General features: G+C 48.9%; 17 protein-coding genes. 12 read left to right on the top strand and 5 right to left on the bottom strand.

Annotation, left to right across the window (positions count from 1 at the left end; all coding sequences use genetic code 11):
- Nucleotides 1–3: 3 nt before the first annotated feature.
- From EK374_RS20335 to EK374_RS20325, 3 genes are read right to left on the bottom strand one after another with little or no spacing between them, the layout of a single operon-like run.
- The gene (locus EK374_RS20335) at nt 4–807 is read right to left on the bottom strand and encodes a DUF4198 domain-containing protein (RefSeq protein ID WP_127026342.1); all 804 of its coding nucleotides are present in this window, start codon (nt 805–807) and stop codon (nt 4–6) included.
- A gap of 4 nt (nt 808–811) precedes the next feature.
- On the bottom strand, nt 812–1306 hold the full coding sequence (locus EK374_RS20330) for a DUF2271 domain-containing protein (protein WP_127026341.1): 495 nt from the start codon (nt 1304–1306) through the stop codon (nt 812–814).
- A gap of 30 nt (nt 1307–1336) precedes the next feature.
- On the bottom strand, nt 1337–1945 hold the full coding sequence (locus EK374_RS20325; protein WP_233280294.1) for a PepSY-associated TM helix domain-containing protein: 609 nt from the start codon (nt 1943–1945) through the stop codon (nt 1337–1339).
- Nucleotides 1946–2214: 269 nt separating this feature from the next.
- Here EK374_RS20325 and EK374_RS20320 point away from each other — a divergent pair, with 269 nt between their 5' ends.
- The 4 genes from EK374_RS20320 to EK374_RS20305 all read left to right on the top strand — a co-directional run bounded on the left by EK374_RS20320 (nt 2215) and on the right by EK374_RS20305 (nt 8169).
- Nucleotides 2215–4653, top strand: coding sequence for a TonB-dependent receptor domain-containing protein (locus EK374_RS20320; RefSeq protein WP_127026340.1), 2439 nt, complete (start codon nt 2215–2217; stop codon nt 4651–4653).
- A gap of 230 nt (nt 4654–4883) precedes the next feature.
- Entirely contained in the window at nt 4884–5882 is a 999-nt protein-coding gene (locus tag EK374_RS20315) for an SMP-30/gluconolactonase/LRE family protein (protein WP_127026339.1), read from the top strand.
- A gap of 93 nt (nt 5883–5975) precedes the next feature.
- The gene (locus tag EK374_RS20310) at nt 5976–6659 is read left to right on the top strand and encodes a response regulator transcription factor (RefSeq protein WP_127026338.1); all 684 of its coding nucleotides are present in this window, start codon (nt 5976–5978) and stop codon (nt 6657–6659) included.
- Between the two features lies 1 nt (nt 6660).
- Nucleotides 6661–8169, top strand: coding sequence for a sensor histidine kinase (locus EK374_RS20305; protein ID WP_127026337.1), 1509 nt, complete (start codon nt 6661–6663; stop codon nt 8167–8169).
- Nucleotides 8170–8209: 40 nt separating this feature from the next.
- Here the strand turns inward: EK374_RS20305 and EK374_RS20300 are convergent, their stop codons facing one another.
- Entirely contained in the window at nt 8210–10084 is a 1875-nt protein-coding gene (locus tag EK374_RS20300; protein ID WP_127026336.1) for an Ig-like domain-containing protein, read from the bottom strand.
- Between the two features lie 185 nt (nt 10085–10269).
- On the opposite strand from EK374_RS20300, the gene EK374_RS20295 reads away from it, so the two are divergent.
- The 8 genes from EK374_RS20295 (at nt 10270) to EK374_RS20255 (ending at nt 19969) form a co-directional block, all read left to right on the top strand.
- The gene (locus EK374_RS20295; RefSeq protein WP_127026335.1) at nt 10270–10575 is read left to right on the top strand and encodes a DUF1840 domain-containing protein; all 306 of its coding nucleotides are present in this window, start codon (nt 10270–10272) and stop codon (nt 10573–10575) included.
- 41 nt (nt 10576–10616) lie between these two features.
- Nucleotides 10617–10922 carry a DUF1840 domain-containing protein gene (locus EK374_RS20290; protein WP_127026334.1) on the top strand — a complete coding sequence of 102 codons (306 nt, stop codon included), beginning with the start codon at nt 10617–10619 and terminating at the stop codon, nt 10920–10922.
- Between the two features lie 248 nt (nt 10923–11170).
- Entirely contained in the window at nt 11171–12907 is a 1737-nt protein-coding gene (gene kdpA / locus EK374_RS20280; RefSeq protein WP_233280293.1) for a potassium-transporting ATPase subunit KdpA, read from the top strand.
- Nucleotides 12904–14901 (top strand): potassium-transporting ATPase subunit KdpB, encoded by a 1998-nt coding sequence (kdpB, locus tag EK374_RS20275; RefSeq protein WP_127026331.1) that lies wholly within the window; start codon nt 12904–12906, stop codon nt 14899–14901. The genes kdpA and kdpB overlap by 4 nt, the downstream gene beginning before the upstream one ends.
- Before the next feature lie 2 nt (nt 14902–14903).
- Nucleotides 14904–15542 (top strand): potassium-transporting ATPase subunit KdpC, encoded by a 639-nt coding sequence (gene kdpC, locus EK374_RS20270; protein WP_127026330.1) that lies wholly within the window; start codon nt 14904–14906, stop codon nt 15540–15542.
- Nucleotides 15543–15762: 220 nt separating this feature from the next.
- Nucleotides 15763–16482, top strand: coding sequence for a TorF family putative porin (locus EK374_RS20265; protein WP_127026329.1), 720 nt, complete (start codon nt 15763–15765; stop codon nt 16480–16482).
- Between the two features lie 143 nt (nt 16483–16625).
- Nucleotides 16626–19286, top strand: a complete 2661-nt coding sequence (locus tag EK374_RS20260; protein WP_127026328.1) for a sensor histidine kinase — start codon at nt 16626–16628, stop codon at nt 19284–19286.
- Between the two features lie 5 nt (nt 19287–19291).
- Entirely contained in the window at nt 19292–19969 is a 678-nt protein-coding gene (locus tag EK374_RS20255) for a response regulator (protein WP_127026327.1), read from the top strand.
- A gap of 87 nt (nt 19970–20056) precedes the next feature.
- On the opposite strand, the gene EK374_RS20250 is transcribed toward EK374_RS20255, so the two are convergent.
- Complete coding sequence (locus tag EK374_RS20250; RefSeq protein ID WP_127026326.1) at nt 20057–20461, bottom strand: VOC family protein; 405 nt, start codon at nt 20459–20461, stop codon at nt 20057–20059.
- Nucleotides 20462–20479: the final 18 nt, after the last annotated feature.

The raw sequence follows: 20479 nt of genomic DNA, 5'->3' as shown, positions 1-20479 counted from the left end.
AGCTTAAGGTAAAGCCGCTTCTAAGGTTAAGGTTAAACCTTCACGGATCTGATCTGCCAGCTCTGATTCAGCTTTGGCTGAATAGGAGGCTTCAATCAGAAACACACCAGCTTCAACAGGCGTATAAGTAAACTGGCCCGTTGCATCAGTTTTGTGCTGAATACGGCCTGCTTCATCACGGTAACGCTCGCCTTCGTACGACACTTCCAGTTCAACACCGGCTTGTGCCTTGCCATTGACTAAAAAAGTAAAAGTAACAGGCTCGCCTGCCACTATGTCAGCTGGATGCACAGAGCTTTTAAATTCTAAACCTTCGTTTTTCAGTGCCAGTACTTCTGAACTTGGTTTATTCACTGTGATAAATGCCATAGAGCGGCTGCGGTTTTGGCTGGTGACTACATCTGTTGCATTAGCTGGTAATTCTTTTGCGCGGGTCTTTTTGTCCGCCATGATGCGTTTACGTTCATCACCCACTTTGTACATGGTTCCAAAACGTGCAGGGCCACCCAGTTCCAGCTTGTAAGTGCCTTCCGCATTCAGTTGTGCATCGACCTGAGATTTACGTTTACCCTGGTATTTATGCTCAATGGCTTGTTTTTTACCGTCTGGTGTATACAAAGCTACGTTATCAACCGGAATGCCTTTATCGGCAACAAAAGTCATGTTCGCGGCGCTGACATCAGCCGACACCCAGCTGCCTGTTTTAGATAACACAAAGTGACTTGGTACTACCCATAGGGTATGAGCAAAAGCCGGAGCACTCACTGCCGCTGCAACCAATAATGAAGCCAGAATAGATTTTTTCATCGGACTATTTTCCCTGTACTGAAGTAAGTTGAATTTTACCCAGCTCTTTGCTGGCTTTTATTTCGATTTGAACGGCGCTGCCATCCCAAGTAAATTCCTGTTTGGCCAGGTTACGACCGCCTTGTTCGCGGGCCGCTTCAACAAAAAGCACATAGTTACCTGCAGCCACTGCTTTGCCTTGTTCGTCTTTACCGTCCCAGCGCACTTTATAGCTGCCTGGTCCTTTAGTAGCGCCTGTTTTTGCGTCCACTAATTGCGGCTCACTGCGGCCGAGTTTGCGCCAGAAGCGGCGTAAGTCTTTAATCCAATCCGGTTTTTCCAACCAGGCTTCGACTAAACGCACAGGTTGCTGTTGTTCGTTTTCAATCCATACCGCCACATAAGGTCTGTGATAAGTGCCAGTATCAATTTTTGGCAGTTCGACCTGGATTTCCAGTTCCTGTTGCGCCATGGCAGAGCCGCAACAAAACAGCAACGCAGCGACTAAATACTTGTACATACAATTCCCTCCAAGTGGAACGACTCTAAATTAATGAAACGACGCTATATAAGCTAATAAAGCCAATACCACACCAGCTACTGCTGTGGCATTGCCAAAATCTCTTCTGTTCGGCTGGCGCCACAACAAATAAAAGCCCGACAAGGCAAATAACACACAAAATACAGCGGTAATATCAATCAGCCATTTCCAGCTGCTACCGGCGTAACGGCCTTTATGTAAGTCGTTGGCCAAGGCCAGATAACCACCAAATTCTGTATCTAATTCTGCGGTGCGCTCTGCTAAATCAATCACCACAGCGGCGTAACCTGCCGGGCGTTTAAAATCGATTTCCAGCAGTTCGTCTTCAGGCGAAAAATTCAGGTTATAACCACCCTGTAACTGTTGATCTTGCTTTAACCAGTCGACATACAACGCCATAGCGGCTTGTTGTTGATCGTCTGGCAAAGCCAATAGATCCGGCAATTGCTCCGGCAATTCCAACTGCAGTTGCTGGCTGGTTTTACCCAGGCTACTGCTCAATTCAGGGTTATTTAAGGTGATGCCCGTGACGGCAAAAAATAACAACAGCAACAATACCAACATAGCGCTGTAGGTATGTAACCAACGCATCCAACGAGCTAAAGCTGAACTCTTCACAGTACCCCCTAAAAATCAGCTGCCATGCTACTGAGAATTGTTCTTATTTGCAAGGTTTTCACAAGCAGCTGATTTAGAGGTGTATTAAGCGTTGTGGCCTGCTTACTCCCAGCGCGACAATTGATAGTGCAAATAGTTCGCAATAACTATTGATCTTCTAATGAGAATCACTATCATTGTCGCCCATTGGAATTCATTAACTTATCTTTACATATCGAGGCCAGATTTTATCCGCTTTGCGATAGTCTGTTCGAACAACAGGAGTGTTTATGTTCAAGTCCCGCCCGGCCAAACTGGTGTTAGCCACTCAGCTCGCTTTAGGACTGATTGCTACAGTTCAGGCAGAAGATGCCGTTGCTAGCAAGGACGAGCCTATAGAACGCATCGTCGTCACGGCGTCTGGTTTTGAACAAAAGCTGGTGGACGCTCCTGCCAGTATTTCTATTGTGACCTCTGAAGAATTAAGCAGCCGCCCATACACTACATTACTGGATGCAGTGCGTGATCTGGAAGGCGTAGATATTGGTGAAACCCGTGACAAAACAGGTCAGGGTACTATTAGTATGCGTGGTATGGGCTCGGACTACACCCTGATCCTGGTGGATGGTAAGCGTCAGAATAACCATGGCGATATTTATCCAAATAACTTCGGTGGTAATCAGTTTGGCCATATGCCACCACTGAATACAGTCGATCGTATTGAAGTGATCCGTGGCCCGGCTTCTACCTTGTACGGTGCCGATGCATTAGGTGGTGTGATCAATATTATTACCAAAAAAGTGTCTACTGAATGGGTTGGTTCAGTCAGCCATAGCCGTACTGCACAAACGGATGACAGTTTTGGTGAAGAGATCACCACTGACTTCAACGTCATGGGGCCTTTAATCCCTGGCGTGCTTGGTATGTCCATCCGTGGTAGTGAATACAATCGTATGGCATCTACACCAGCTTATGCCGATGTGGTGTATCCAAATGGCGAAGTTCGGAACCGTTCGTTGGGTTTTGGTGCAGGTGGTAAAACTGTAGACAACGACAGTACTGTATTGGGTGCCCGTCTGAGCTGGACTCCGGCTGACAATCAAACGATCTGGTTTGATATCGACACTTCTACTCAGGAATACGATAACAGCCCTGTGATCAACGATGACGGCAGCCGTGTATACCCTGTAGGTACAGTAGACAACATCGACAGTATCTGGGCCGCTGGCAACTTCTGTAAAGGCTTTGTGCCAACCACTGGCGGTAACCAACAACAAAAATGTGCTGCGGGCGGTGGTACCTGGGCTCGTCGTGCTAATCCGCAAGTAGGCTATAGCCCAACTCAGGAATTTAGCCGTGACACCTGGTCATTAAGCCATGAAGGCAAGTGGAATTTAGGTAATAGTTTTGTGTCTTTATCTTATGTCGATACACAAAACCACGGTCGTACTTTACCTTTTACTCTGGCTGAACGCGCACAGTTATTAACCATGATCGATGGCACTGGTGCTTATGCAGGCATGACTGTTGATCAGCGCAAAGCCATAGCAAAAGAGACTTTCCTACCGCGTGATAAACGTAAAATGGCCAGTAATCAGTATACCTTTGATGCCAAAATGGATATGCCATTTGAAATGGCCGGCCAGCACAAAGCAGTATTTGGTACGCAAGTGATCCGTGGTGAGCTGGAAGACGGTGTCTTTGGTATGGAAAGCGGTACGCCAGGCGGTGTGCAGGAACACAATATGTGGTCTGTGTTTGCTGAAGATACCTGGGATGCAACTCAAGCCTTTGCTATCACGGCTGGTTTACGTCGTGATGACCACGAAGTATTTGGCAGCGAGTTAAGTCCGCGCTTGTATGGTGTATACACACTGACAGAACAATGGACTGTCAAAGGTGGTGTCAGCACAGGTTATAAAACACCAAAAACAACTCAGCTGTATGATGGTGTCGTAGGCTTTGGTGGTCAGGGTACATCCCCAATGTTTGGTAACCCGGATCTGGAACCAGAAACCAGTACCTCCACTGAAATTGCGGCTTACTGGGAACACCCGGATCACCACAGTTTCAATATCACCATTTTCAATAACGAATTTGAAGATAAAATCGCATCCCAGCCTTGTGGTGCTTCCACTGCTTTGGTCTGCAGCAGCACAGGTGAGTACGCCGACCTGGGTTATGCGACCAGCACCAAAACCGTCAATATTGATAAAGTCACTATTCAGGGCGCTGAATTGGCTGGCCGCTGGCAGATTATCGACAACATCGCGTTCCGTGCTAATTACACTTACACAGACAGTGAGCAGAAAAGTGGTGCCAATAAAGGTCAGCCTTTGACGAATACCGCCAAACATATGGCAAACCTGACCATAGACTGGAATGCGACTGATGAATTAAAAGTGTTCCTGACGTCAGAAATCCGCACTAAGCGTTTCCGGTCTTGGGATATAGTTAAAAATGCCCCGCTGCATTACAAATCCTATGATGTATATCACTTAGGTGCCAGTTATGCGGCCAGCGAATCAGTGACTTTTACCGCGCGGATCAACAATTTATTTGATCAGGACTTCACAACCTACGATTTAGAGTTTGTAGAGTGTGACAGCGGCACCAGCTGTATTCTGGATGCAAATGGCGCAAACGGTTATCAGGCCAGTTATGTCGACCATTTCAATAACAAAGACAAAGCCCGTAACTTATGGGTGAGTGTGAACGTCAGCTTCTAAGTGTGTTGTAAGTCGATCCTTTGAACAAACCGCAGAGTGATTCTGCGGTTTTTTTATGTCCATGGAAGGACGGTATGTCGAAAATGCAGGGTGATGGCGGTCTTTCGAAATGCCAACAGCATGTCTGAAAAAAATAAAGCTGAAACTTAAGTTTATCAGGCGCAGACAGTGCTTTGGTTGCGCTAACAATGCTACATTGTGGTGAATCCAACACAACAAAGGTGACAAGGATGCGACATAGTACAGCGCTGCTTTTTTTGGTTTCTTCTCTGGCTTTTGCCAATCCATCCCCTATTCCGGCTAATCCGGTACAGCAATTAAAACCTGAGCTTAGTCAGGTGATTGCTGCCGACGCTCAGCTGGAAATACTGGCTGAAGGTTTTCGCTGGGCTGAAGGTCCTGTGGCTGAACCCAAAACCGGCGATATTTTGTTCTCCGATGTGCCGGAAAATAAAGTCTGGCGCTGGAATGCAAAAGACGGTTTAACTTTGTATTTAAGCCCTTCAGGCCACACAGGTTTTGTTGACGAGCCTTCAATCAAAGAAGGTTCCAATGGCTTGATTTTTAATCAGAATAACCAGTTGGTGCTGGCACAACATGGCGACAGACGTTTAGCTGTGCTGAAGTCAGTCAGCGCAAAAGGCCCACAGTATCAAAGCCTGACAACCAGTTATCATGGCAAGTTGTTTAATAGTCCAAATGATCTGGTGCAGCACAGCAATGGCAGTTACTTGTTTACCGACCCGCCTTATGGTTTAAAAGACGCGGACAACTCCAAACAAAAGCAGCTGGCTTTTAACGGTGTGTATTGGCTTAAAGGTAGCGATGTCTCACTGGTTACCGATCAACTGACCCGCCCAAATGGTCTGGCTTTATCACCGGATGAACAGTGGTTGTATGTGGCTAACTCAGACCCACAAGCGGCGCAGTGGTGGAAGTATGCTCTGGCTGCAGATGGCACTGTAGGTGAAGGCCAGCTATTTTTTGATGCGACAGTCTGGGTTGGCAGTAAACCAGGTTTACCGGACGGTTTAAAAGTATTGCCTTCAGGCCATTTACTGGCGACAGGCCCTGGTGGTGTGCTGGTATTCAATGCCAAAGGTGAGCATTTGGGCACTATTCAAACCGGTGTTGCAGCGGCTAACGTTGCGCTAAGTCTGGATAAAGAATACTTGTACATCACAGCTTCCAGCTATTTATTGCGGATTAAGCTAAAAACCGCAGCCTGAGTATAAGTACGAAGTGTATAGAAATGTAAAGCTGCTCATAAATGGAGCAGCTTAAGGTTAAACTGCGGCCAATTAAAACCGGAGTACCAACCCTTGAACCCATTATTGCTGATTGATGATGACCACGAATTGACCTCAATGTTAAGTACTTACTTACAACGCGAGGGCTTTGTGGTGCAGGTAGCGAATGACAGTCAGCTCGGTTTACGGCAGGCCATTTCCGGGCAGTATGAACTCTTGGTGTTGGATGTGATGATGCCAGGCTTAGACGGCATATCGCTGCTGCGGCAAATACGGCAACATTCCAAAGTGCCGGTCATTATGTTAACAGCCAAAGGTGACGACATAGACAAAGTACTAGGCCTGGAACTTGGTGCTGATGACTATGTCGCTAAACCTTGCCTACCCCGCGAGTTAGTAGCCCGTATCCGGGCTATTTTGCGCCGTGTGCAGCAACAGCAGGACGAACCAACCGAAGTCAGAGTTGGGCCTTTAACACTCGAACCCGGCTCGCGTAAAGCCTGGGTTGACGACCAGCAAATTCAACTGACTGGTGCTGAGTTCAGCGTGCTTTGGGTGCTGGCTTGTCAGGCTGGCCGCCTGGTCAGTAAAGCCGAATTATCCTTGCAGGCTTTGGGGAAAACACTCACTCAATACGACCGCAGTCTGGATGTGCATATCAGCAATATCCGCCAAAAACTGGGCAAAAGAGCTGATCAACAAGCCTGGATTGAAGCTGTGCGTGGCAAAGGCTATCAGTTGATGCAGCGCTATTAATATGGGCCAGGTGTTCTGGAAGTTTTTATTAGCTTTTTGGGGCGCGTTAATTCTGGCGGGCACTTTGGTCTGGGCTGTGAACGAGGTCAGCCGCTCTACAGCAGAAGAACCTAAACATGTCTGGATAGGGCCGCAGCTGCGTTTGGTCTTGGGCTCAGCGCAGCTGATGATGGACTCTGGCGGTATCAAACTGCTCGGCGACGTATTGCAGCGCTGGGAAGAAGACCCAATGTCGCGCGATAAAATTTTGCTGCTCAATAGCAAAGGCGAAGATTATCTGCAGCGCGATGTACCAGACAACTGGGCTGAATTACTGAAAGAACAACCTGAATACCAAGTGCAGGATAAATCTGGTCAAAGCTGGTTTTTGCTGGCTGTGCCACGTCACGAGTTTTTACTGGAATGGTTGCGTAGTGGCCGGGGCATGATGGCAACTAATTCTCAACCAGCACAAAGGTTTGGCGAGCATAATAGGCCGCATGGTCCTCCTCCTGATGGCGAGAGGTTTGCAGGCAAAACAGCCACTGATGCACCTCTTGCGGATCAAGGTCCACCCGCAGAGCCGCGTGGTATGGCTGCCAGAGGTTCCATGCCTATGCCACCAGTCTGGTTTCACCCTGTATTTTTACTGGCTGCTATTCTGGGAACCAGTTTATTGGTCAGTTTCTGGCTGGCCTGGTACTTTGCATCGCCGGTACGACAATTAAAGCAAGCTTTACAATCGCTGGCGTCTGATCACTGGCTAACTCAACTGGGACCCAAAGTCACAGGGCGGCGTGATGAATTTGGCGCTGTAGCCCGCAGTTTTAACGACATGGCTAAAAGTGTCGAGCAAGCGATCAGTGGCCAGCGTCGGTTGTTGCATGATGTCTCCCACGAATTCCGCTCGCCCTTAGCCCGCTTACAAATACTGGTTGGTCTGGCGCGACAAACGCCTACTGAAAGCGCTATGGTGCTGGATAAAGTCGAAGCTGAAACTCAAAAGCTCAATGCTCTGGTTGAAGAGATCCTTACATTATCCAGACTGGAAAGTGGCGCAGCCGCTGTAAAGTTACAGCAAGTAGACTTGCTGGAACTACTGGAATCCGTGGCTGAAGATGGTCGGCTGGAAGCACTGGCGCAGCAGAAACAACTCTTGGTTCAGGCCGGTGCTGCTGTGTTGGTACAGGCTGACCCGGACCTACTTTACCGGGCGCTGGAGAACCTGATCCGCAATGCGATTAAATTTACCCCTGCAGATTCAATGGTTACTGTTGAGCTGCAACAACAGGAGCAGCAAGTTCACATCATTATTTCTGATCAGGGCAGCGGAGTGGCTCAGCAGGATTTAGCCATGCTGGCTAAGCCATTTTTTCGTGGCCATAGCAAAAAAGAAGGGGTTGGCTTGGGATTAAGTATTGCCAAAAGGGCAGTGGAAAGTTGTGGTGGCAAGCTGACGCTGCAAAATTGCTATGCAGCGTCAGGTATAGTCTGTGGTTTTCAGGCGGTGATTTCACTGCCACTGAGCTAAAAACCTCGCTTGGTTCTGGCTTGGTAAAGTCTAAGGATTATCAGGGAATTCTCACAGTAATAGTGAAAGTTTCTCCATTTGGAACTTGCAGCGTTATGGTCGCTGAATCGTTTGAAGCTCCCCCTGTTACGGTAATGGGCAAGCTGCACTGGCCAAATCTGTTTGTCCTCTTCTCCGTACTGCTATTACAGTTGCCTACGACTACAGTCATTGCGCCCAAATTTTGAGTGATAGTCGTAGTTGAATCAAAGCTTGTATAAGGCAGAGGCACTGAGCCTGCATCTTGCAGCCGCAGGTTTAATGTTGTGCTGCCGCTAATGCTGCTGCTACCTGAGTCACTGATTATGCTGGCAGGCCTGATAGAACTGAAGCACATTTGATTATCTATAGTGGTTGCACTGTTGCCGCTGGTTTCTGCAACAACCCAAACCTGTGCAGAGCCGACAGGCGCGAAACGGCGTTCAAGTGAAGTATCTACGCAACCAGCATTTATACTGTCCACATTTGCAGGGTAAGTCAGATAAAAGCTTGCGGCTCCATCCCTGACCACAGTCTGGCCGCTGACAGGTTCTGCTTTATCAGGGTCTATGCCTGAAACCTGAGCACCTAATAACGATGCACCAACGATATATTCAAGTCCGGTGGCTGAGTTTTGAAAGGCTTTATTCACTGGCAGCACTGAGCTTTGAGTGGGTGACGTGGCAACAAAGCGACTTTTATCGGCAGCCTGAGCATTAAATATCAGTACCCGATCCTGAGCTTCAATAAAACGAGAAGCATTGTTCCGGGTAATATTTGCACTTTGAAACAATGCATTGCTTAAATCAGTCAGTAAGGCAGACCCTACAGTTGTTGAAGCATTACCATCAACCACTGTACTACCAAAACCATAATTAATCTGTGGTGCCCGATTTGATAGCAGCACGCTATCAATGACGCCTAAATTGATCACAGTACCATCAGCTACCGGGTTGCCATAACGATCGGTCACCAATAACCCGCCTTGTCTTCTGTATGTACCGTTTCCCATATTCTGAATAGCAGCTTCAACAGGGTAGCTAAATACAATTGAATGAGCTGGACCGGAGGCGATGCTCAGCGTTGAACTGGTTGCCTGAATAGTTGGATTGTAGTCTTTACCGCTGTTGTCTAGCGCTTCTGCTTTCAGTTCGATAACACCAGGTAACTGGCCTGAACTTAAGGTTAAGGTTGCTACACCATTATTGGTTGCCACCTCCACGCTTTTATTGTGTTGTGTCAATTGACCTGAAGCCTGAGTGCCAAACAGCTGTTCACCACCATTTGGCTGAGTGACAAAGCTAACCCGTACATTATTTACTCCTGCTGGTGCGTCCTGTGCTGCACCACCAGTAGATGTAAGTAAACGCACAGTAATAGTGCTGCTTTCCATTTGGCCTACGCCAGCTACAAAAATAGCGCGTTCGCTGGCCGTAATGCTAATACTGGCAGGTACTGGCCGCTCTGGTTCTGCAGCAGTACCAGCGATAGTCACAGTCGTAGTGGTCTGCACACCATTGACATAAGCGGTCACCGTCGCTGATCCAGCGCTTTGGCCCGGATATAAACGAACAGCAGCTACACCGTTTCCTGCATCATTCGAACCACCTCGGCCAGTTTCAGCTGTTGTGCGGGTTACTACTTCTGTAGCACTAAAGCTGCCTAAGTTAGTACTGAATTGCACTGTGGCGTTTCGCAAAAGCTCGCCGTCAGCGTCCCTTACAGTGGCGGAAATCGTAGTGAAACGCTCGGGGAAACCAATATCCAGACTGGTTGTACTGGCACCTACTGTAATAGTAGTGGCGTCTTCAGTTTTATTGGAACCACCACAGGCAGATAAAAGCAGCGCAGGCAGTAATAAAAGCAGAGCGGAGAAAACTCGTGACAACACTGTCATACATCATCCTTGTAACCAGATCGTTAGCTTATGTAAAAAATTGCAGATTTTACTGAATTCTAAAGAGGTAAGGGTCTTTTGTATAGACGCCTGTTTAGTTTTGAAGCATCAACTTGTCGTTTGCTTGTGGTTTGTGCCAGAACAGCGCATGCTGACACTTCATTTCTCCGGAAGATCAGATTGTTATGTTAATTACATTTAAATCCACCGCCAGCGCGCCAGTTCAGATGTTTGGTCATATCGCTTTGCAGTTGTTAGAGCTGATGGGCCGCCAGCCTAAAGCTCCGGGCGCCTTGTATGCTGAAGATGTCGCAGCGGCTTTGGCCCAACTGCAACAGGGGTTGGCGTTGCAAGCCACAGAACAAATACCGGCCTCTGCCGATCTGCAGGGAGACAATCCGGCAGCCATTCCGCTGCGTAACAGAGCCTTGCCACTTATTGAATTAATGGAAGCGGCAGTGAGGGCGCAAAAAGGCGTCAGTTGGGAGTAAGGCTATACTCAAGTTAACTTGCCGTTGTCAGGAGTTAGCTTATGTTAGTAACTTTCCATTCCAAAGATTCAGCCCCTGTTACCTTATTTGGTCAGGTCGCAGTGCAACTGCTGCATATGATGGGGCACAGCGGTAAAGTGCCAGGCGCTTTATACGCTGAAGATGTAGCTAAACATTTGGCTAGCCTGCAGGAAAAAATGCAGTACTGGCCCGAAGAAAGCATTATGGCCAAAACCGGCCATTCCCCGGATTCCTCCGTCAGCTTGCACCACCGCGCTTTGCCATTAATAGCACTGCTTAGCAGCGCCGTGGCTGGGGGCAATAATGTAAGTTGGGATAAAGGGTGAGCGCACTTACCCTTTTTTTATCTGTCTGCCCCTTAGTTATTTTCTAATCCCCCAATCTTTACGATCTCTTTACGCCCTTCCTTTTTATCCATCTGGAGACTTTACGCCTCTGGCCCCTAAGCTTTGCCCCGGATTGATACCTCTGAGGATAAGCGGAATGAGCTGGTTGTTATTGTTGTTGATTGGCGCCTTAAGCGCTTTGTTGATTTACGCCATGTTGGCACCGGAAAAGTTCTGAGGAGCCATTGATGGACGTTATGTTGATTTTAGCTTTGGCTTTGCTGTTGGCATGGCTTTTGGGCGCTTATATGACCGGGATTTTCTCCGGTCAGAAGCATTGGAGTGACAAGGTGTTTGGTCCTGTTGAAAACGGGATCTTTAAAATTTTGGGCGTAAAGGCCAGCGAGGGCATGAACTGGAAAAGTTATGGTATAGCTTTTTTAATCAGTAACCTGGTGCTGGGTGTGATCGCCTTTTTACTGCTGATGTTCCAGCAAGTCTTGCCGATGAACCCGGATGGCATTGGTCCACTGAGTTGGGATTTGGCGCTGCATACGGCTGTGTCTTTTTTAACCAATACCAACCAGCAACACTATTCTGGTCAGGCTCAACTGAGTTATTTAAGCCAAAGTTTTGTTATTGTCACTTTGCAGTTTGTCACTCCAGCTATGGGTTTGGCGATTTGTCTGGCCGTATTACGTGGTTTGATGGGCGGTCGTAACGCTAAGGACGCAGCAGAAGGCGAAGAACGTGATTTAGGCAACTACTACCAGGACACAGTGCGTGCTGTGCTGAGGTTGATGCTGCCTTTAGCCGCTGTGGTGGCTCTGTTATTAGCCAGTCAGGGTGTGCCTTCCAGTTATCAGGCCAGTCCTACAGTGCCTGTACTGGAGCAAGGCCAATCTTCTATCGATCAACTGACTGAACAAAAAATCCCCTTAGGCCCTGTTGCCGCTATGGTCGCTATTAAACAACTGGGTACCAATGGTGGTGGCTGGTATGGCCCTAACAGTTCAAACCCGCTGGAAAACCCAACTCCTGTTGCCAATGCCATTGAAACCATAGCGCTGGTGTTGATCCCTATGGCTATTGTCTTTATGGCCGGTGGTCTGTTGCGTCAACGTGGTTTTGCCAAAATGTCTTTGGCTGTGATGGGCTTTTTAAGTTTGTTGTGTGTAGCTGCAGCCATTTACAGCGAACAGCAGCCAAATGCTGCCTTTAGTGGCTTAGCAGAGCAAGCAGGCAATATGGAAGGCAAGGAAGTGCGTTTTGGCACAGACCTGTCCGCGCTCTGGGCAACCCTTACCACTCAAACGTCCAATGGTTCAGTCAATGCCATGCACGACTCGCTAAATCCTGTGGCAGCTTTGGTGACCCGTTCTGGCATGCTGATCAATGCCATCTGGGGCGGTATTGGTTGTGGTTTTGTGAACTTTATTGTCTATGTCTGGATAGCGGTGTTTATTGCCGGTCTGATGATAGGCCGCACACCGGAAATCTTTGGCCGTAAGCTGGAAAAAACTGAAATCAGCTGGTTGGGTGTATTGCTGGTATTACCTAGTGCTGTGATTTTAACTTTTACCGCTATTACCGTGGCTATCCCAGCCATAACCGGCAACAGCAACCCTGGTTTGCACGGTATTGCCCAGGTGTTTTATGAATACACTTCAGCTTTTGCCAACAATGGTTCTGGTTTTGAAGGCTTAGGCGATAACACGCCGTGGTGGAATATCAGCTGTGTGATAGTGCTATTACTGGGCCGTTATTTACCGCTGCTGATCCCATTGTTGATTGCAGGTTTATTGGCGAAAAAACGTCAGATCCCGGTCAGCAACGGTACCTTACCTCTGCATAACCTGACCTTTGCTGTCACTTTGGTCACAGTGATTTTAATCCTGAATTTCCTGTCCTTTTTACCTTCTATGGTGCTGGGCCCAATCGGCGAAGCACTGGAATTAACTTCTATTGCAGGTGATTTAAAATGAGTAATGCCTTAGCTCAGGCCAGCGTACAGGCTTTTGTAAAACTACAGCCACAACTGGCGATAAAAAGCCCTATGATGCTGGTGGTATGGGTGGGTACAGTGCTGGCGCTTGGTATGACAGCCAATAGTGTCATCAAAGGCCAGGACTACGGCTTTGAACTGGCCAGCAGTCTGATCCTGTTTTTCACTTTATGGTTTGCTAACTTTGCCGAAGCTATAGCCGAAGCCCGTGGCCGTGGTCAGGCTGCCAGCTTAAAAGCCACCCGTCGTGATTTAACAGCCCAGTTGCTGCGTGAATCCGAAGAACCTATAGCGGTTTCCGCCAGTCAGCTGAAAGCCGGTGACAAAGTGCAGGTTGAAGCTGGCCAGTTTGTACCAGCAGACGGTGAAATTATCCTGGGGGTCGCCACTATCAATGAATCGGCCTTAACGGGCGAATCAGCTCCGGTGCTGCGTGAAGCTGGTACCGACCACTCAAGTGTGATTGCCGGTACCAAGGTATTGAACGGTACTATTACTGTGATGGTGACGGCAGAAACTGGTCATAGTTTCCTCGATAAAATGATCAGCCTGGTGGAAGGCACCAACAGACAAAAAACACCAAACGAGCTGGCGCTGACCGTGCTGTTAGCCGCGTTGACCTTAGTGTTCTTAATAGCTGTAGCAACTTTGCCTGCAATGGCCGCTTTTGTTGGGATCGAACTTGATCTGTTGATGTTAATAGCTCTGGTGGTCTGTTTAATTCCAACTACTATTGCCGGTTTATTACCTGCCATAGGTATTGCCGGTATGAACCGTGCTTTGGCTGCCAATGTGATTGCCAAGTCGGGTAAAGCTGTTGAAGTAGCGGGTGATATAGATACGTTATTACTGGATAAAACCGGCACCATCACTTTTGGTGACCGTCAGGCCACTGCGTTTTTTGCGCTGCCTGGTGTGGCTCAGTCTGAACTGGTGCGTGGTGCTGTGCTGTGCTCAGTACAGGATCCAACGCCTGAAGGTAAGTCTGTGGTACGTCTGGCGCAGGAGCAAGGTGTTGCGGCTGAAACTCTGCCAGACAATGCTCAGTTTATTCCATTCAGCGCTCAAACCCGGTTATCAGGTGTACAACTGGATAGCGGTGAACATTGGGTCAAAGGCGCTGCCGATGCGGTAAAAAAATGGGCGCAAAGCCGTGGTCTGGCTGTACCCAACAATCTGGACCCTATAGTCACCAAGGTGGCGCAACAAGGTGCGACGCCTTTAGTGGTGGCCAATCAACAACGTATTTTGGGTGTGATCCAGTTATCTGATGTGATTAAACCTGGTGTAGCTGAACGTTTTGCCGAGCTGCGTGCTTTAGGTGTGCGCACCATTATGGTCACAGGTGACAACCCTATTACGGCTGGCGCTATTGCCGCTGCTGCTGGTGTGGATGACTTTGTGGCTGAAGCCCGCCCTGAAGACAAGCTGGCGCTTATTCGCCGCGAGCAGGCTTTAGGTCGTTTAGTCGCCATGGTCGGTGATGGTACCAACGACGCGCCCGCTTTAGCTCAGGCAGACGTTGGCTTAGCCATGAACTCAGGTACTCAGGCCGCCAAAGAAGCGGGCAATATGGTGGATCTGGATTCAGACCCAACCAAGCTGCTGGCCGTGGTGGAAGTGGGCAAACAGTTGCTGATCACCCGTGGCGCTTTAACCACCTTCTCTTTAGCCAATGATGTCGCTAAGTACTTTGTCATAGTGCCAGCCGTTTTTGCGGCCGCTATGCCTGGTATTGCTGCTTTGAATTTTATGCAGCTGCCGGACCCAAAAATGGCGGTGTTATCTGCGCTGATTTTTAATGCGCTGATTATTCCGGCTTTAATTCCGCTGGCACTCAAAGGCGTAAAAATCCGTGCCATCAGTGCTGAAAAACTGTTACGCAACAATATGTTGATCTTCGGTTTAGGTGGGGTGTTATTGCCTTTCGCCGCGATCAAACTGATTGATGTTTTACTGAACTGGATGTTTTAACTATGAACACTACTTCAATTTCTCGTTCTGGAGCTGTCCGTGCTGGTTCTGATGCCGCCCTTTCGTCACAGCACGCCATCTGGCGTCCGGCTTTGGGTTTAGCCGCTGTGATGCTGGTGACTTGTGGTCTGGTCTATAGCGCCACTGTCACAGCTTTAGGCGGAATGTTATTTCCACAGCAAGCTACAGGCTCTTTAGTAATGGTTGATGGCAAAGCCGTTGGCTCTGCCTTAATAGCTCAGCCTTTTAGCGGCGCTAAGTATTTCCATGGTCGTCCAAGCAGCGCCAATACCGACCCCATGGCAACAGCAGGCAGTAACTTAGCTCCTTCCAATCCTGCTTTGCGTGACAGAGTCGCGGCAGAAAGCCTTGTACTGACAGAACGTTATCAGGTCCCTGCCACACAACTGCCAGTGGACTTACTGGCAAGCTCTGGCTCTGGTGTCGACCCGCATATTTCGCCTGCAGCTGCAGCTTTGCAGTTAAAGCGGGTGGCCGCTGCACGCAGCATCCCAACAGAGATGCTGGGTAAATTAGTAGAACAACACACAGAAGCGCCACAGTGGGGAATTTTTGGCCAGCCACGGGTCAATGTGTTGTTGTTAAATCTGGCGTTGGATAAACATTTTCCGCTGCGTTAATCCGTTTTAGGTTGGGTGATTAACGGGACACCAAACCGCTGTCCCCGTCGTACTTGAAGCTGCAGCTTTGTTGACTGCGTGCTCTCGCCCCAGTCACATAGGTTAACTATGCTCCTGGGGTCTCGGGCACTTGTCGCCGCCCTGCAACATCAATTACTTAGGGGATATACATGCAGCACTATGCAGTGGTTTGGTGTCCCGTCTTATTTCAGGAATCTATATGCGTATTTTTGTTTCTGCTCTGAGTTCTGTTGTGTTGCTATTAAGTCAGCTTGTTGCGGCTGAAACCGCTAATAGTACGGGCTCTGTGCTGTTGATTTCAGATTATTTATACCGTGGTATTTCACAAACCGATGAAGGTCCAGCGTTGCAGGGTAGCCTCACGTTGACCACCGAATCGGGTTGGTATGCCAGTGCCTGGGGTTCGAATATAAAGTTTGGTCAGGGCAGCATGGAGCTGGATCTTTCTGCTGGCCGCAGCTTTGCTGTTGCCCCGGACTGGACAGTGGATCTGGGCCTGATGCAATACCTTTACCCTAAAGGCGATAACAGCACAGACCAATTTAACTTTGTCGAAGGGTACGGCAAGTTACTCTACAAAGACTGGACTTTTGGTCTGGCACTGACCGACGATTATTTTGGCACCGGTGTGGGTAAATTCTGGTATTTAAGCGCGGATTGGAATCAGCAACTGACAGAGCAGCTGCAGCTGCAATGGCATCTGGGCTACAATAAGTTTGCTAATGCATTGGAATTTAACAGCTTTTTAGCTTCAGCCAGCGAAGATGGTTCTGGCTACACCGACTGGGGCGTTAAGCTAAACAGCACCCAGCTGGGTCTGAATTGGTCTGTGGGTTATGCCGGAACTTCTGTCAGCAGCTCAGCCTGCAGCGAACTTTGTGACAATCGCTTGCTTATCAGCGTCGGCAAAAGTTTCTAATTGCCCGTCGTCCTTGCAGCCGCAGCTGTGTTACCTGCGTTCACTCGCCCCAATCACATAGTGGTCTATGTTCCTGGGGACTCGTTCGCTTGTCGCCTTGCTGCAACTGCAATGACTTAGCGCAATTTTTTCAGGAGATATCCGTGGTAACAGACTCCCGCAGACAACAAGCTGATGCGCTTTTAAAAAACCTGCAACAGCAGCAGGGTGGCCAGCTAAAGATCTTTTTAGGTGCTGCGCCTGGTGTAGGTAAAACCTGCGCCATGCTCAATGCCGCCCGCGAGCGTATGCAACAAGGCACAGCAGTGATGGTGGGGCTGGTGGAAACTCATGGCCGCGCCGACACAGAAGCGTTGTTGCAGGGTTTTGAGCTGTTACCACGGCGTCAGCTGGATTATCAGGGCCAGCAACTGACCGAATTTGATTTAGACGCAGCCATAGCCGCCAAACCTGCACTTTTGCTGGTGGACGAGCTGGCGCACAGTAATATTCCGGGCAGCCGGCATAAAAGGCGTTATCAGGATATTGCCGAGTTATTGGCCGCTGGCATAGACGTGTACACCACTATTAATGTGCAGCATATCGCCAGTCTGAACGATTTAGTGCTGCAAATCAGTGGCATACGCGTAAAGGAAACAGTGCCTGATCAGTTTATCGACAGCGCTCAGCAATTGGTGTTTGTCGATTTAGCGCCTAACCATCTGCTGGAGCGTTTACAGCAAGGCAAAGTTTATGTCGCCGACTATGCCGCTTTGGCGGTGAAGCAATTTTTCCAGCTGGAAACTTTAACAGCGCTGCGTGAAATGGCGATGAAGCTGGTGATGAGCCATGTCGATGCGCAGTTAAAAACCGAGCAGGACGCCAAAGCCCGTGGCAGTGATTATCTGATCCAGGATAAATTGCTGGTGCTGATCTCCAATCGCCGTGATCACGAATACCTGATCCGCATTGGCCGCCGGGTTGCCGAAAAACGTCAGATGCCCTGGGTTGTGGTTTGGGTTGACACAGGGCAGATGCAGTATCAGTCGACACAACAACGCTTGCAGTCGGCCTTTGCTCTGGCGCGTGAACTGGGCGCTCAGACCGATATTTTGCGTGGCCCCTCTACGTTACAGACTATTTTGCCTTATATCACAGAGCATAGGATTAACGCTGTATTAGTGGGGGCTGGCACTAAGCGTGTGCTGCAGCCCTGGCGTAAACCCTTGTACCAACAACTGATTAATAGCGGTTTGCCGTTAGAAGTGTCGGTGTATCGCTCTGGTGAATCGGCCCAACAAGCCAGAGTGTCAGCACCAGCTTCAGGCACCTTTGGCCAAAAAGCCGGTTATGCTTTTGGTGCAGTTTTTACCGCAGCCGCCAGTGCTTTGGCATTGGCTTTGGACCAATGGCTGCAAAGTGGCAATCTGGTGCTGATTTTTGTGTTGGCTGTAGTGCTTTGTGGTCTGAAATACGGCGCCCGCCCCGCTATTTTTACCGCTTTGTTGTCGTTTTTCAGCTTTAACTTTTTCCTGACCGAACCTTATTTCACCTTTAATGTGAATAAAAACGATGACGTCGCCACGCTGATTTTTATGCTGGTGATAGGTATCACTTGTGGCCCGGCCGCTTCGCGTATCAGGCAGCAATTATTGCTACTAAAAGAAGCCAACCGATACTCAGAATTACAACGGGATTTTGCCCAGCAACTGACCGTAATCCATCAAACCGATGAACTCTGGACCATTTTGGCGGCCCAGCTGACCCAGGCGCTGCGCTGCCCTGTACATCTGGTCACTCTGGATCAACAAGAACAACAGATACTGCCTGCACTGAATCAGCCATTGCTGGCCTTGGATCAGGCGATGATTGATTGGTCCAGACGGCATCAGCAAATGGCAGGGCGTTTCAGCGATACCCTTAATGCCAGCCAGTGGACTGCTTTGCCTTTGTTGGCTCAGGACAAAACTGTGGCTGTACTTTTGCTGCAATTTCCAGCCAGTCAGCAGGTGTTAAGACCGGACGACCGCGACTTAATCACTACGTTAAGCCAGCAGGCCGTCAGTGTCTGGCAGCGCATTAGCCTGAATACAGAACTGGAGAGCTCAAAACTCAAAGCCGAAATGGAGCAATTGCGTTCGGCTTTATTATCCTCTGTGTCGCACGATTTACGTTCACCGCTGGCGGCCATGATGGGTTCTGCCGAGAGTTTACAGGTACTGGACCAGCAGTTATCCAAAGAGGATCGGAATGAGCTGTTAAGCACTATTCTGCTGGAAAGTCAGCGGCTGGACCGATATATCCAGAACCTGCTGGATATGACGCGTTTAGGTCATGGCACCTTAAAGCTGGAACGTGATTGGGTGTCTGTCGCCGATATTATTGGCAGTGCCAAACAACGCTTAAAGCGCTTTTTCCCGCAAGTGGACGTGGACTACGAAGCTGCACCGGATTTACCTTTACTTTATGCCCATGCCGCTTTGCTGGAACAGGGGCTGTTTAATATTCTGGAAAATGCGGCTAAATACAGCCCGGATGGCGAGCCGGTGCGGGTGTGGGTCAGTCAGCAAGGCAAGCTCTGCCGCATTGAAATTGAAGACAGTGGCCCTGGTATTCCGGAGGCTCTGCGGGAAAAAGTCTTTGATATGTTTTATGTGGTGGCCGATGGCGACAGTAAAAGGCACAATACCGGCATGGGGCTGGCAATTTGTCGGGGCATGATTGGTGCGCACGGCGGCTCCGTGAAAGCCAGCTCAGCCCGTGTTGGTAGTGGTTCACGTTTTATTGTCGAATTGCCTTTGCCTGAAACCCAAGCAGGAGACTAAGTCTATTGTCCGCCCGAATTCTGGTTGTTGATGACGAAATGCAAATCCGCAAAATGCTGCGGATTGCGTTAAAAAGTGTCGGTTATGAGGTGACTGAAGCTGATTCCGTCGAGTCTGGTCTGGCGGCTTTGGTGCGCCAGCAGCCGGATTTATTGGTGCTGGATTTAGGTTTGCCCGATGGTGATGGCCTGGAGTTATTAACTGAGCTGCGCAGTTTTTCCAAAGTTCCGGTCATCGTATTGTCAGTGCGTAACGGCGACTCCGACAAAATCAAAGCGCTGGATATAGGTGCTCAGGATTATGTGACTAAACCTTTTAGTGTCGAAGAGTTGCTGGCGCGGGTGCGGGCGCAATTACGCGACCGTTTACCAGATAAAACCCCGGCTGTACTGGACGATGGTTATCTGCATATAGACCTCGCCCGCCGTCTGGTGACCTGCAAAGCGGTGGAAGTGGAACTCACCCCAAAAGAATATGCGGTGCTGGCGACTTTGGCTCAGCATCGGCAATGTGTGATCACACAAAAACAGCTGCTGGAACAAATCTGGGGCCCAAGCCATGGTCAGGACACTCATTATTTGCGTATTGTGATTAGCCATATCAGGCAGAAGATAGGCGACGACCCCACTGAACCTAAGTACTTGAAAACTGAGGCGGGGATAGGTTATCGCCTGATGCTATAAAACCCTTCGTTCTTGCAGCCGCAGCTTTGTCGCCTCGCTGCAACTGCAATTACTTTGGGTTTTGATTTGGTGTAGTGATATTGGCAATCAACCTGCCACTGCGGCCGGGTCCATCCAGAAAAACTCCCAGATATGACCATCTAAATCCAGCACAGAGCGGCCATACATAAAGCCCAAATCCTGCTTTGCGTTGATATCAGCTGTACCACCTGCTTTGGCAGCTGCATCACAGACTTGATCCACTGCTGCTTTGTCTTCACAACTTAACGCCAGCATTACTTCACTGCTGCCTGAGTCTGGTATTGGTCTTTGAGTAAAACTTTGCCATTTGGCGTGGGTTAATAGCATGACAAAAATATGCTCACTCCAGACCATACAAGCGGCAGTGTCGTCGCTGAACTGCATATTTTGGCTAAAGCCCAGCGCCTGATAAAATTCGATTGAAGCGCTTAAGTTACTGCAGGGGAAATTAACAAAAAGCATTTTGGCCATGGGCCCTCCTGTTGATAT

Origin of the sequence: Rheinheimera mangrovi (assembly GCF_003990335.1) — a bacterium.
In the GTDB taxonomy this organism is placed as follows: domain Bacteria; phylum Pseudomonadota; class Gammaproteobacteria; order Enterobacterales; family Alteromonadaceae; genus Pararheinheimera; species Pararheinheimera mangrovi.
The sequence above is the reverse complement of the archived record's forward strand: the minus strand, read 5'-3'. Positions and strand labels throughout refer to the sequence as shown.